Here is a 13,492-nt window from a genome sequence, read left to right as displayed (position 1 = left end):
TCGCATGAGAGCCCTGCGACCCCAGCGGCAGTCCCTGCGACGGCGGCTACGCCGACCGCAGCTCCGCGGTCACCGTAGCGCGCCAGCGCGGCTGCGGCGACAGCCCCGATCGTACTCGCGGCCAAAGTCACCCAGGCGAAGCCCGCCCCTGTCAGGCCGGTCTCCGACCCCTTGGCGTAGGCCAGGAGCCACAGGAGCACCCACAGGCCGCACAGGGCCGCGCCCGCGGCCACGGGGCCGACGCGGACGGGGTGGGGCTCCCTCCAGGAGGGGCGTCCGGTGTACGCGGGGGGCGCGGCGGGGCCGGTCCAGGAGGTGGGCCCGATGGGTCCCTCATGCATGGGTGACAGGGTATGCGACGAGGTAGGCGGGCGGTGGCGGCGGCGGGGCCAGCGGGAGGGGCATGACCGGCTGCGCGGGCGGGTCGACGGGGCGCATGACGCCGTCGGGGAAGGCGACGTGGTAGCGGCGGCCGTCCCAGAGCGCGGGCGGGGTGCGGGGGTCGCGTCCGGCGTAGGCGGTGCGGGCGGTGTGCATGCGGTGCACGCCTTCGTGGACGGTGGCCTCGTTCCAGGGGGCGCCGATGCTCGCGAGGTCGTACTGCTCGGCGACGTCGGAGGCGGCCCGCTGGAAGTCCTTCATGGCGTCCTCGCCGGGCTTCCCGGCCCAGCGGCGGGCCCAGGCGCGGGCGGCGGTGCGGCGGGAGAAGCTGGCGAGGGACGCGAGTTCGGGGGGCGAGAGCTGCGCGGCGTTGACCAGGGGGAGGAGGCTGGTCTGGGTGCGGCGGGCGTCGGCGGCGCGGAGCCAGAGGGCGGCGCCGACCATGGTGAAGAAGAGGGGCGCGAGGAACGCGGGGTAGAGGGCGAACCAGAGCGCGGGCATGTCGAGGGCGACGCCGAGGACGGAGGAGCCGTTCCAGAGGGCGTGGAGTGCCATGCCGCACAGGAGCATCCCGATGATCCAGGCGGTCTGCCTGCCTTTTCGGCCGGGGAGGCGGGCGGCGCGGCCGAGGCCGATCGCGGAGAGGCCGGTCATGAGGGGGTGGGCGAACATGGTGGCGAGGCCGCGGACGGCGACGAGGATGGTGACCTGGGCGATGCCGGCGGCGTCGCCGAGGGACGCGCCGTAGACGTAGGCGCCGGAGGCGTAGAGGACGTTCTCGGAGACGGCGAAGCCGGCGCCGGCGAGTCCGCAGTAGACGATGGCGTCAAGGGTGCCGGTGAGGTGGCGGCGGGCGGTCCAGTAGACGAGGAGGGGACCGAGGAGTTTGGCGATCTCCTCGATGACGGGGGCGGAGACGACGGCGGCGAGGTTCTGGTCGAGGCCGGCGCGGTGGAGGAGGTAGGCGGCGCCGGTGTTGACGCCGAGGGCGATGGCGGTGGCGACGCAGGCGCCCCAGCCGAAGCAGAACGCGAGGACGAGCCAGGGGCGGCGGCGGTAGCGGCCGAGCCAGAGGAACGTGCCGACGAGGATCGGGGCGGGCAGGAGCGCGGCGACGAGGCCGACGGCGGCGGCGCGCGCCCCGGCGCCGTCGACGATGGCCCAGCCGAGGACGGTGAGGCCGCCCGCGAAGAGCAGGGCGACGCCGGTGACGGTGCGGCCGCGGGCGTTCCGGGCGGTGCCCCACCAGGCGAGGGCCGCGCCGGTGATGGCGAGGCCGACGGCGACGCCGAGGACCGTGATGAGGGTGAGGAGTTCGTCGGAGAGGGCGAGGTTCACGGGGCGGTCCCCCGGTCGGCGTCCGCGCCCTCGGGGCCGTCGCCGTCTTCGCGGATGACGAAGTGGTCGCCGATGCCGGAGACGGCGAGGAGCCGTTTGAGGAAGTCGCCGAGGTTCGCGAGGACGAGGACGGCGCGCGCCCGGGCGGCGGCCCTGGCGAGGATCACGAGGGTGCCGAGTCCCCGCGAGTCGCAGAACGTCACGCCGCGCATGTCGAGGACGACGCGCACGGGGTCGTCCGCGAGCGCGGCGTCGACGGCGCCGGTGAGACGGGGGGCGGTGTGCAGGTCGATTTCTCCGCTCAGCGCCACGATCGTCTCGTTCGACTCGCGGTATACCGAGATGTCGAGCTTCTGGTGCACCACGGCACAACCCTAGCCGGTTTTCCGCCGGGACAGGAGGCCCGAGGACATCACGAACGCGAATCGTTGTCGCGGTTGCGGTCCGGGCACGGCCGGTCACGGATTGTCGTACCCCCGAGGGAGGCTTGAATATCGGGGGAGCTCGCGCCCCCCACCAAGGGGGGTGCCCTCGAACGGCCCGGGCGGTCAGGCGGCTCCGGGTTCGAGGAGGTCGAGGATGCGTTCGATCTCGGGGTCGGTGGCGCGGCCCTCCTGCCAGGCGGCGAGGGCGTCGCGGGCGAGGTCGAGGCGGTGGGTGAGGTGGCCCTCGCGTTCGCGGAGGTCCTTGGTGCGCTCGGAGGTCTGGCGGAGGGCCTGGCCCTGGGCCCACAGGTCGATGAAGACCTTGACCTTGGTGCGGAGCATCCACGGGTCGAACGGCTTGGTGATGTAGTCCACGGCGCCGACGGAGTAGCCGCGCATCGCCAGGTGCGCGTCGCGGTCGGCGGCGGTGAGGAAGATGATCGGGGTGTGGCGGGTCTTCTCGCGCTGCTTGATGTGGCGGGCCGTCTCGAAGCCGTCCATGCCGGGCATCTGCGCGTCGAGGAGGATCGCCGCGTAGTCCTCCGAGAGCAGCCGCTTGAGCGCCTCCTCCCCGGAGGTGACCGCGATCGTGTTCACGGGCAGCCCTTGGAGGATCGCCTCAAGGGCGAGGAGGTTCTCGGACCGGTCGTCAACGAGCAGGACGCGGGCGGTGCTCATGCGGTGCCTCCAGAGGTCGGTTCGCCATTGTCGCGCCCGGCGGCGCGGCGGCGGGCCGCGGGTGCCGCGCCGTGTGCGCCGCCCCGCCCCGGGCCGTCGGCGCCGATCCAGTGGGACATGGTGTCCAGCAGCAGGTCGAGGTCGACGGGCTTGGTGAGGTACGCGCTCGCGCCGGCCTCCACTGACTGCTCGCGCTGCTCGGCGAGCGCCTGCGCGGTGAGGAACACGATCGGCAGGTCCGCGAACTGCGGCATGCGGCGGATGACGCGCGTGGTCTCGTTGCCGTCCATGCCGGGCATCATCGAGTCCATCAGGACGATGTCGATGCCCGGGTGCTGCTGGAGGGCGTCGATGCCGTCGGCGCCGTTCTCGGCGTAGTGGACGTCGATGCCGTGCAGCTCCAGGGCCGCGGTCAGCGCGAACACGTTCCGGATGTCGTCGTCGACGATGAGGACCGTGGTCCCCTCCAGGTGCTGCGCCGCGGCGGAGGAGGACGGCGTCTCGGGGGCGCCGGTGAGGATGCCGGGCTCCACGACGGGCACGGGGAGCTCGGCGGGGACGAGCGGCAGTTCGCCGTCGGCGTCGATCTCCACGGGCACCACGAACGTGAACTTCGACCCGGCGTCGCCGGTGTGCTCGATGAACACGTCGCCGCCGAGGGCGTTGGACAGGGACTTGGAGATCGACAGGCCCAGGCCGGTGCCGCCGAAGTTGCGGCGGGTGGTGCCGTCGGCCTGCTGGAACGGCTCGAAGATGATCGACTTCTTGGCCTCGGCGACGCCGATGCCGGTGTCGATGACGCTCAGCGCGATCCGCTCGGCGGCGGTGTTCAGGTGCGGGGCGTCGAAGCGGAGGTCCGCGGGGATGCGCCGCACGGCGAGCGTCACGGAGCCGACGCGGGTGAACTTGACCGCGTTCGACAGGAGGTTGCGCAGGACCTGCTGGAACTTCTGCCCGTCGGTCTGCATGAGCTGCGGCACGCCGGTGCCGACGTCCACGTTGAACTCCAGGCCCTTGTCCTCGGCCTGGGGCCGGAACGCGGCCTCGATGTCGCCGAGGACCTCCGCGAGGTCCACGGGGTGGACGGACACGACCATGCGCCCGGCCTCGATCTTCGACAGGTCGAGGATGTCGTCGATGAGGGTGAGCAGGTCGGTGCCCGCGTTGTAGATGGTCCGCGCGAACTCGACCTGCCGCTCCGAGAGGTTCCCGTCGGTGTTCTCCGACAGGAGCCGCGCGAGCAGCAGCAGCGAGTTCAGCGGCGTGCGCAGCTCGTGCGAGACGTTCGCGAGGAACTCCGACTTGTACTTGGACGCCTGGGCGAGCTGGTCGGCCTTCTCCTCGATGTCCTTGCGGGCGGTCTCGACCTCCTCGTTCTTCAGCTCGATGGCCTTGTTCTGCGCGGAGAGCAGCTGCGCCTTCTCCTCCAGTTCGACGTTGGTCTCCTGGAGCCGGTTGGACTGGGCGCGCAGCTCCTGCGCCATCCGCTGGGACTCGCGCAGGAGGACCTCGGTGCGGGCGTTGCCCTCGATGGTGGCGAGGGTGACGCCGACGTTCGGGGCGAGCGCGTCGAGGAACCGCTTGTGGAGCCCGGAGTACGTGTTGAACGAGGCGAACTCGATGACGCCCCTCACCTTGTCGCCGAACTGGACCGGCAGGATGATGAGGTCGGTCGGGGTGGCCTGCCCGAGCCCGGAGGAGATCTCCAGGTAGCCCTCGGGGATGTCGTGCAGGTGGATGGTCCGCTTGGAGGCGGCGGCCTGCCCGACCATGCCCTCGTTGTCCTCGATGAGCTTCTTCTCGCCGGGGTTGGGGTGCCCGTACACGGCGTTGAGGCGGTACGTGACGTGCCCGGCGACGTCCTCGTGGCGGACGTAGAACGTGGACGTCTGCGCGTCGATGAGCGGCGTGACCTCGTCGAGGACCATCCGGGTGACCTCTTCGACGCCCCTGCGGCCCTGGAGGAGCGAGGAGATCCGCGCGAGGTTCGAGTTGAGCCAGTCCGCGTCGGTGTTCTGGCGGGTCTTGTCGCGCAGCGCGGTGATCATCTGGTTGATCGACTCGGTGAGGTCGGCGATCTCGCCGGCGGCCTCGAAGTCCACGGACTGGGTGAGGTCGCCGCGGGCCACGGCGTGGGCGACGTTCGCGATGGCGCGCAGCTGGAGCGTCAGGGTCGCGGCGAGCGAGTTCACGTTGCGGGTCAGCGCGAGCCAGGTCCCGGAGACCCCGGCGACCTCGGCCTGCCCGCCGAGGTTCCCCTCGACGCCGACCTCGCGGGCCACGCGGGTGACCTCCGTGGCGAAGCTGGACAGCTGGTCGACCATGGTGTTGACGGTGGTCTTGAGTTCGAGGATCTCGCCTTGGGCGTCGACGGTGATCTTCTGGTTGAGGTCGCCCTTGGCGACGGCGGTGGTGACCTTCGCGATGTCGCGGACCTGGCTGGTCAGGTTCGACGCCATCGAGTTGACGTTGTCGGTGAGGTCCTTCCACGTGCCTGAGACGCTCGGCACGTTCGCCTGCCCGCCGAGCTGCCCCTCCGTGCCCACCTCGCGGGCCACACGCGTCACCTCGTCGGCGAAGGACGACAGCCGGTCGACCATGGCGTTCATCGTGGACTTCAGTTCGAGCATCTCGCCCTGGGCGTCCACGGTGATCTGCCGGTTCAGGTCCCCGGCGGCGACCGCCGAGGCGACGGAGGAGATGTTCCGCACCTGGCTGGTCAGGTTGGAGGCCATGGAGTTCACGTTGTCGGTGAGGGCCTCCCAGATGCCGGACACGCCCTGGACGTTCGCCTGGCCGCCGAGCTTCCCGTCCGTGCCCACCTCGCGGGCCACGCGCGTGACCTCGTCGGCGAACTGGGAGAGCTGCGCGACCATCGAGTTGAGCGTGGACTTCAGTTCGAGCATCTCGCCCTGCGCGTCCACGGTGATCTGCCGGTTCAGGTCGCCCATGGCGACCGCGGAGGCCACGGAGGAGATGTTCCGCACCTGCGCCGTCAGGTTCGCGGCCATGAGGTTGACGTTCTCGGTGAGGTCCTTCCAGGTGCCGGACACGCCCGGCACGTCGGCCTGCCCGCCCAGGCGGCCCTGCGAGCCCACTTCCCTCGCCACGCGCGTCACCTCGTCGGCGAAGCGGGAGAGCTGGTCGACCATCGTGTTGACGGTGCTCTTGACCTCGGCGACCTCGCCCTGCGCGTCGACGGTGATCTTCTGCCCGAGGTCGCCCTTGGCGACCGCGGTGGTGACCTTCGCGATGTTGCGGACCTGCTCGGTGAGGTTCGCGGCGAGCTGGTTCACGTTCTGCGTCAGGTCGCGCCACGTCCCCGAGACGCCGAACACCTGCGCCTGCCCGCCCAGACGGCCCTCCGTGCCGACCTCGCGGGCGACACGCGTGACCTCGTCGGCGAAGTTCGACAGCTGGTCGACCATGGTGTTGACGGTGGTCTTGAGTTCGAGGATCTCGCCCTGCGCGGGCACGGCGATCTTCTGGTTCAGGTCGCCGCGCGCGACCGCGCCGGTGACCTTCGCGATGTCGCGGACCTGGTCGGTGAGGCTGGACGCCATGTCGTTCACCGACTCGGTGAGGTCCTTCCAGGTGCCGGACACGCCCGGCACGTCCGCCTGGCCGCCCAGGCGCCCCTCCGTGCCGACCTCGCGGGCGACGCGGGTGACCTCGCCCGCGAACACCTGGAGGGTCTCGGTGAGGGAGTTGATGGTGTCGGCGAGCTCGGCGACCTCGCCGGACGCCTTCACGGTGATCTTCTGGTTCAGGTCGCCCGAGGCGATGGCCTGCGTCACCGTCGAGATGGACCGGACCTGCTCGGTGAGGTTCGACGCCATGGTGTTCACCGCGTCGGTCAGCGACCGCCAGGTGCCGGAGACGCCCTGGACGTCGGCCTGCCCGCCGAGCGCGCCCTCGGTGCCCACCTCGCGCGCCACACGGGTCACCTCGCCCGCGAAGGACCGCAGCAGCCCGACCATGCGGTTGACGGTCTCGCCGAGGCGCCGGAACTCGCCGCGCAGCTGCGTGCCGTCGATCTCCAGGGCCGCCTCCTGCGACAGGTCGCCCGCGGCGACCGCCTCCAGGACCCGCCCCAGTTCCGTGGTGGGCCGCACCAGGTCCTCGACCAGGCGGTTCACGCTCGCGGCGCCCTCGGACCAGCCGCCGTCGAGGTGCTCGATGACGAGCCGGTGGTTCCACGACCCCTCCTGGCCCACCGCGCGGGCGATGAGCGCGAGGTCGCGGGTCTGCCGGTCGGCCTGCTCGACCACGGCGTTGAACCGGTCGACGACCTCCCCGGCCAGGCCCTCCCCGCGTGGCAGCCGCACCGAGAAGTCGCCCCGCTCGACGGCGCCCAGCGCATCGGCAAGGCTCCTGAGCAGGTCGGACTCATCGGTCGGGTTCGCTGTACGGGAAACGGTGTCCGTCATGGCGTGGTTCCTCAGCTGCGGTGACAGGCGGCCCTTCCAGGTTGTCACACCGAGGGGGCAAACGTGAAGGCAGGTTACTCAGGGGGAGGTATCCGGTCACGACACGTCACGGGAAGGGGACGGAGCGGGAGCCGCGCCGGCGCCACCGGGTTCCCCCGTCCCGACCAGCCCAAACCGTGCCCGTCTCCTCAAGCGGCGCAAGGCGGCCGGACCGGGACGCACCCGGCGCGGGCCGCGCCGCCCCCGCGGGACCGTTCACACGTCGAGCGGCAGGTAGACCGCCCCGAACGGGTGCAGCGGGCCCGGGCGGCGCGGGCATAGACTGGCCCGGTGACGTACCCCGAGAGGGCCGCCCGTCGGCTGCGGCTGCCGGCCGACGACCGCTCCCCCGCCGCAGCCCGCGCTGCCGTCCGCGCGGTCCTCGCCGAGGCCGGGCTCACCGAGCTGCTCGACGAGACCCTGCTGCTCACGACCGAGCTGGCGACGAACGGCGTCGTGCACGCCGGCACCGACATCAACCTGACGGTCGCCGCCGACTCGATCGGCGTGCGCGTCACCGTCACCGACTACCGCTCCGGCGGCATCGACCCGCTCGACACGTCGATGCCCGAGGTCACCGCCGAGGGCGGGCGCGGCCTGCTCCTGGTCGACCGGTTCGCGTCCTCGTGGGGGACCACCCACGACCAGACCGGCAAGTCCATCTGGTTCCGCATCGACCGCGACCCAGACGCGCCCCCCGCGCCGCGCCCGGTCCCCGACGACGGCGGCGAGCCCGAGCCCGACCTGGGGCAGCTCGCCGCGCTCCTCACCGTCGCCCCCGCCCTCCAGTCCCGGCTCCCCGTCGACCAGATCGTCACCGAGCTGCTCGCCCGCTGCCACGACGCCACCGGCGCCGACGGCGGCGCCATCGAGTACGACGCCGGGGACGGCATCGGCACGCAGGTCATCGCCAGGTTCGGGGAGTTCGAGTCGGCCGCGGTCACCGCCGCGCTGCCGCTCACCGCGCCCGCGAACGGCCGCCTCCTCCTCGCCGGGGACCCGAAGCCGTCGTGGCGGCCCCTCGCCGACCTCGTCGCCGAGCGCGTCGCCCTCGCCGTGCAGATCGACCGGATGCGCACCGACGAGCAGCGCCGCTCCGGCTGGCTCACGTACCTCGCCGAAGCCGGGGAGCTCCTCGCGCACTCCCTCGAAGAGCACCTCACGGTCGCGCTCATCCCGCAGCTCGTCGTCCCCCAACTCGGCCGCTGGGCCGCCGTCAGCCTCACCGGCGACGGCCCCGGCCTGCGCCTCGCCGCCCTCACCCACGTCGAGGAGGGCGAACTGGAGCACCTGCGCACGCGCCTCGACGCCGCGGCCGAGCCGCTCGGCGCCGCGCTCACCTCCGACGGGTGGACCGGCATGGAGCTGCCCGTCCCCCGCGGCCTCGACGGCATCGCCGTGCCCCTGTCGGCGCGCGGCGCGACCATCGGCGTCCTCACCGTCGGCCGCCACGCCGACCGGCACCACTCCTCCGAGGAGCGCGCCGTCATCGCCGACCTCGCGAAGCGCTCCGCGCTCGCCCTCGACAACGCCCGCATCCACGCCGAGCGCCAGGCCGTCGCCCACGAGCTCCAGGCCGCGCTCATGCCCGGGTCGCTCCCGGACGTCGCCGGGGTGTCCTTCGCCGCCGAGTACCTGCCCGCGACCGCCCGGCGCCTGCCCGGGTCCGGCCCCGGGCCCGTCGTCGGCACCGAGGTCGGCGGCGACTTCTACGACGCGACCGAGCTGCCCGACCACCGGCTGTGGGTCGCGATCGGCGACGTGTGCGGCAAGGGCGCCCAGGCCGCGGCCGTCACCGGCGTCGTCCGGGACGTGCTGCGGGTCATGGCCCGCGACGGCCGGCCGCTCCCGCGCGCCCTCGAACTGCTCAACGCGACCCTCCTGGAGCAGCCCGGCGACCTCCGCTACGCGACCATCGCGTCCGCGCTCCTCGACCGCGGCACCGCCGGGTCGGTCACCGCGACGCTGTGCCTGTCCGGGCACGAGCGGCCGCTGCTGCTGCGCGCGTCCGGCGGCCTCGAATGGGTCGGCCGCGAGGGCACGGCCGTGGGCCTGTTCCCCGACGTGAAGGTGAACCCCGAGGAGGTCCGCCTCGACACCGGGGACGCCCTCGTGTTCTTCACCGACGGCGTCACCGAGCGCCGCGACGGCGCCGCCATGTTCGGCCACGAGCGCATCGAGCGCGCCGTCCGCGGGGCGGCGGGCAAGAGCGCCCGCCAGATCGCCACGGCACTCCTGGAGGCCGTCGAGGCGTTCTCCCCCGAGTCCCCCCGCGACGACATCGCGATCCTCGTCGTCCGCTGCGACCCCGAGTAGCGGCCGCGCCAAGACTTCTCACCGGCCCCCGGACACGGGAAAGGCCCCGCGGCCGGGGCCGCGGGGCCTGAAGACTGTCGGACCCCTAGTGCAGGATCGTCGTGGCGCCGTAGTACGAGTTCCCGTGGTGGAGCGGGACCACCTTGACCACCGTGGTCGAGTTCGGCGCGTGCACGATGTACCCGTTGCCGATGTACATGCCCACGTGCGCGAGGTTGTTGTAGAACACCAGATCGCCCGGCCTGAGCTCGTCCTCGGAGATGTTCGCGGTCTGCCCGTACTGCGCGGCGGCGTTGTGCGGCAGGTTGATCCCCAGCTCCGCGTACGCGCCCATGATCAGGCCCGAGCAGTCCCACGAGTTCGGCCCGGCCGAGCCCCACACGTACGGGTCGCCGAGCTGGTTCAGCGCGAACTTCACGACCGTGTACTCGTCGTCGGTCATCGCCGGGAGGTCGTACTCGCTGAAGCTCGGCACCTCCTCGCCCGCGACGGTCATCCACTCCTCGTTGAGGTCGTCGATCCGCGAGGTCAGCTCGTCGGTCTTCGCCTCCAGCGCCGCTTGGTCGGTCTCCAGGTCCGCCTGGAGCTCCAGCAGCAGCTCGTTCTGGGTGTTGTACTCCTCCGAGGCGGCGCGCAGCTCGTCCATCAGCTCGAAGTTGTACAGGTTCGCCGAGTTCAGGCGGTCCATGCGCTCCACGAACGCGTCCGGGGAGCCCGAGTCCAGCAGCATCGCCGCGTCCCCGATCCCCTGGTCCACATAGGCCGACTGGATGTACGCCGACAGCTGGTCGCGCAGGGCGTTCAGGTTCTCCTCGGCGTCCGCCAGGTAGACCTGCGTCTCCTCGATGAGGTGCTGGTTGTCGTCGATGTCCTCGGCGAGCTGGTTGTACTCGTCGACGACCGCGGCGAGGTCGTCGTTGGTCTGCTCGACCTCGTCGCTGATGTCACCGGTGTCGCGCTGCGCCCAGGCGGGCGCGGAGGCCGCGGTGGAGACCAGGAGACCGCCGATGACGGCGGCGGATGTCCACTTGCGGCGGACGGACGACTGCTTCACGAGGAGGGTGCTCCTTCGGGATTCGGGAGGTCGGGATGGACCGGGGCTACCGAGGGCGGGGCCGGGCGCTACGACGGCGCGGCGAGGCCAGACATGAGCCTAGCGCGGCCGTTTCGGCTCCGGTAGACCCCGGTCGTGACAAATTCGCAGCGTAGCGACCCTCCCACCGGAGGTGTGTCGCTCCTGTGAGTTGCCTGGGAATTGCTACGATGGGCCCATGGCCTTCATGTCGTGCCCCTGTCGCCGCTGTCACCAGCGCTGACCCGCCTCGTGCGGCTCGGCGCGCCCAGACACCGACAACCGTTCCGACGCACCGAAGGTCCATCAGACACATGCGCACGCCCGCCATGATCTCCGCCGCACCCGCCGTCCTCGACACCGAGCGTCTCGAAGCGCTCGCCGGGTTCTACGCCGCGAACCTCACCCTCAGCCCCCGCTTCACCAAGGCCAGCCGCTGGGCCCGCCGCGTCCTCGCCGGACCCGACCACGAGGCGTGGCTCCTCGCCTGGCTCCCCGGCCAGGGCACCGACCTCCACGACCACGGCGGCGTCGCCCGCCCCGCCGCCGCAGCGGTCGCCGTCGTCTCCGGGAACCTCACCGAGTTCACCGTCAAACCCGGCGACTTCCCCGGCCTCCACCGCCAATCGCTCACCGCGGGCGACGTCACCGCCGTCGACGACCGCACCGTCCACGCCATGCGCAACGACTCCGCGGCCCCCGCCGTCAGCCTCCACGTCTACTCGCCCGGCCTCCAGGCCATGCGCACCTACCTCCTCGACGAGACCGGCCTCGCCCCCTCCCGCATCAAGCGGGCAGGCGAAGACTGGTAACCGCGGGCACCCCAGCTGGCGGGGGGCGCGAGCTCCCCCGATACTCAAGCCTCCCTCTCGGGTACGACAACCCCCGCAGGCGCTTACGTCCCGCCGGGACCGGCTTACGCCCGCGCCGCCGTCAGGACTTCGCCCACCGCACCCGGCAGGGCCCGGGCCACGTCCGTGGCCGTCACCGTCCGGTGCCCGGCCGCCGCAACGCCACCCGCCCGGCCGTGGAGGAACGCCGCCGCCACCGCCGCCCGCACCCCGTCCATCCCTGACGCCAGAAGCGACGCCATGAACCCCGCGAGCACGTCCCCCGACCCCGCGGTCGCCAACTGCGGCCGCCCCGTCGGGTTCGCCCACACCGCGCCGTCGCTCGACGCCACCACCGTGTGATGGCCCTTCAGCAGCACCGTGCAGTTCAACCGCTTCGCCAAAGCCGCCGCGGCCGCGCCCCGGTCCTCGCTCGGCGGCGACCCGTACAGCCGCTCGTACTCCCGGTCGTGCGGCGTCAGCACCACCGGCGCCTCCCGCCGCGACAGCACCGACGGGTACTCCCCGATCAGCGTCAGCGCATCCGCGTCGAGCACCACCGGAGCGGGCGACACCAGCACCGACCGCAGCTCCCCGAGCGCCGCCTCGTCCGTCCCGAACCCGGGCCCGGCCAGCCACGCCTGCACCCGCCCGGCCTCCTTCACCGTCGGCGTGCACACCACCTCGGGATGGCTGCGCCGCACCGACTCCGACGCCCCGCCCGCGTACCTGACGTACCCCGCCGGGCCCGCGAGCGCGCCCGCGGTCGCCAGGACCGCCGCGCCCGGGTACCGGTCCGAGCCGGCCGCGACGCCCACCACGCCCCGCGTGTACTTGTCGTCGTCGGGCCCCGGCCGGTGCCACCACTCGGCGATGTCCGGCTCCCCGGCGACCCGCACGGCCGGGTTCGGGTCCAGGTGCGGGCCCAGCCCGATGTCGATGAGGACGAGGCGCCCGGTGAGCAGCGCGGCCCGCCCGAGCACGTGGCAGGGCTTGCGGGAGCCGAACGCCACGGTGGTGTCGGCGGTGACGGCGCTGGCGGGGACGGCGCCGGTGTCCACGTCCACGCCGGACGGGACGTCCACGGCGACAACGGTTCCGGCGTCGAGGCGGGCGAGCTGGTCGATGGCGCGGCCGGGGAGGCCGGGGCGTCCGCCGATGCCGAGGACGCCGTCGAGGAGGAGGTCGCAGCGGCGGGGCGGCTCGGCGACGAGGCGCCCGCCCGCGCGGGTGAGCGCGGCGGCGGCGACGGGGTGGACGCGGCCGCCCATGACGGGGACGGCGAAGACGCGGGCGCCGCGGCGGGCGAGGCGGGCGGCGGCGAAGAGCGCGTCGCCGCCGTTGTCGCCGGGCCCGGCGAGGACGGTGACGGTGGCGCCGTAGACGCCCGCGCGCTCAGTGCGCGTCGCGCGCTGTTCCTTGAGGATGGCGGCGCATTCGGCGGCGAGTCCGGCCGCGGCGCGCTGCATGAGGGTCCCCGGCGGGAGTGTCGCCATCAGCTGGGCTTCCGCGCGGCGGACCGCCGCTGCCGTCCATGCACCGTCCATGGCTGTTCCTCTCCGGAACGTCGTTGGCCGTCAGGCCGTCTCGGCGATCACCACCGCTGTCGCTATACCGCCATCATGCGACAGCGAGACGTGCCAGCGCGAGACGCCACGCTGGGCGGCGACGGCGGCCACCGATCCGGTGATGGTGAGGGAGGGCCGGCCGTCGGGCTCGGAGAGCACTTGGCAGTCGGCCCAGCGCATCCCGCCGGGGGCGCCGAGGGCTTTGGCCACGGCCTCCTTGGCGGCGAAGCGTGCGGCGAGGGACTCGGTGCGGCGTCGGCGCCCGTCGGGGGCGCTGCGCTCGGCCTCGGTGAAGAGCTTGTCGGCGACGTGGGGGGTCCGTTCGAGTACGCGCTCGAACCGGTCCACGGCCACGACGTCTATGCCCACGGCGACGATCACCCGTCAAGAGTGCCACGGGATCGGGCGTCCCGCC

9 protein-coding genes are annotated in these 13,492 nt (G+C 72.7%); 2 read left to right on the top strand and 7 right to left on the bottom strand.

The window, feature by feature from the left end; genetic code table 11:
• Window positions 1-333: 333 nt before the first annotated feature.
• From AB0A65_RS11845 to AB0A65_RS11830, 4 genes are all read right to left on the bottom strand, one after another.
• On the bottom strand, window positions 334-1,719 hold the full coding sequence (locus tag AB0A65_RS11845; protein ID WP_359950309.1) for a PrsW family intramembrane metalloprotease: 1,386 nt from the start codon (window positions 1,717-1,719) through the stop codon (window positions 334-336).
• On the bottom strand, window positions 1,716-2,084 hold the full coding sequence (locus AB0A65_RS11840) for an STAS domain-containing protein (protein ID WP_359950306.1): 369 nt from the start codon (window positions 2,082-2,084) through the stop codon (window positions 1,716-1,718). The genes AB0A65_RS11845 and AB0A65_RS11840 overlap by 4 nt, the downstream gene beginning before the upstream one ends.
• 183 nt (window positions 2,085-2,267) lie before the next feature.
• Window positions 2,268-2,822, bottom strand: coding sequence for a response regulator (locus AB0A65_RS11835; RefSeq protein ID WP_359950303.1), 555 nt, complete (start codon window positions 2,820-2,822; stop codon window positions 2,268-2,270).
• A complete protein-coding gene (locus tag AB0A65_RS11830) occupies window positions 2,819-7,252 on the bottom strand; it encodes a HAMP domain-containing protein (protein WP_359950300.1) in 4,434 nt (1,477 codons plus the stop codon). Before AB0A65_RS11830 ends, AB0A65_RS11835 begins: the two co-directional genes overlap by 4 nt.
• 330 nt (window positions 7,253-7,582) lie before the next feature.
• On the opposite strand from AB0A65_RS11830, the gene AB0A65_RS11825 reads away from it, so the two are divergent.
• Window positions 7,583-9,607 (top strand): SpoIIE family protein phosphatase, encoded by a 2,025-nt coding sequence (locus AB0A65_RS11825; protein WP_359950297.1) that lies wholly within the window; start codon window positions 7,583-7,585, stop codon window positions 9,605-9,607.
• 85 nt (window positions 9,608-9,692) lie between these two features.
• Here AB0A65_RS11825 and AB0A65_RS11820 read toward each other — a convergent pair whose 3' ends face one another.
• Window positions 9,693-10,661 carry an NlpC/P60 family protein gene (locus AB0A65_RS11820; protein WP_359950294.1) on the bottom strand — a complete coding sequence of 323 codons (969 nt, stop codon included), beginning with the start codon at window positions 10,659-10,661 and terminating at the stop codon, window positions 9,693-9,695.
• 332 nt (window positions 10,662-10,993) lie between these two features.
• On the opposite strand from AB0A65_RS11820, the gene AB0A65_RS11815 reads away from it, so the two are divergent.
• Complete coding sequence (locus tag AB0A65_RS11815) at window positions 10,994-11,491, top strand: cysteine dioxygenase family protein (protein WP_359950291.1); 498 nt, start codon at window positions 10,994-10,996, stop codon at window positions 11,489-11,491.
• Window positions 11,492-11,595: 104 nt separating this feature from the next.
• Here the strand turns inward: AB0A65_RS11815 and AB0A65_RS11810 are convergent, their stop codons facing one another.
• Both AB0A65_RS11810 and AB0A65_RS11805 read right to left on the bottom strand, forming a co-directional pair.
• Entirely contained in the window at window positions 11,596-13,056 is a 1,461-nt protein-coding gene (locus tag AB0A65_RS11810) for an NAD(P)H-hydrate dehydratase (protein ID WP_359950288.1), read from the bottom strand.
• 30 nt (window positions 13,057-13,086) lie between these two features.
• The gene (locus AB0A65_RS11805; protein ID WP_106364325.1) at window positions 13,087-13,458 is read right to left on the bottom strand and encodes a holo-ACP synthase; all 372 of its coding nucleotides are present in this window, start codon (window positions 13,456-13,458) and stop codon (window positions 13,087-13,089) included.
• Window positions 13,459-13,492 lie beyond the last annotated feature (34 nt).

The sequence above is a fragment of the Glycomyces sp. NPDC047010 genome, assembly GCF_040644205.1.
In the GTDB taxonomy this organism is placed as follows: domain Bacteria; phylum Actinomycetota; class Actinomycetes; order Mycobacteriales; family Micromonosporaceae; genus Glycomyces.
The sequence above is the reverse complement of the archived record's forward strand: the minus strand, read 5'-3'. Positions and strand labels throughout refer to the sequence as shown.

Coding starts and splice junctions, on each gene's coding strand:
- AB0A65_RS11835 (WP_359950303.1), bottom strand. CDS start 2,822: ATGAGCACCGCCCGCGTCCTGCTCGTTGACGACCGGTCCGAGAACCTC.
- AB0A65_RS11830 (WP_359950300.1), bottom strand. CDS start 7,252: ATGACGGACACCGTTTCCCGTACAGCGAACCCGACCGATGAGTCCGAC.
- AB0A65_RS11815 (WP_359950291.1), top strand. CDS start 10,994: ATGCGCACGCCCGCCATGATCTCCGCCGCACCCGCCGTCCTCGACACC.
- AB0A65_RS11810 (WP_359950288.1), bottom strand. CDS start 13,056: ATGGACGGTGCATGGACGGCAGCGGCGGTCCGCCGCGCGGAAGCCCAG.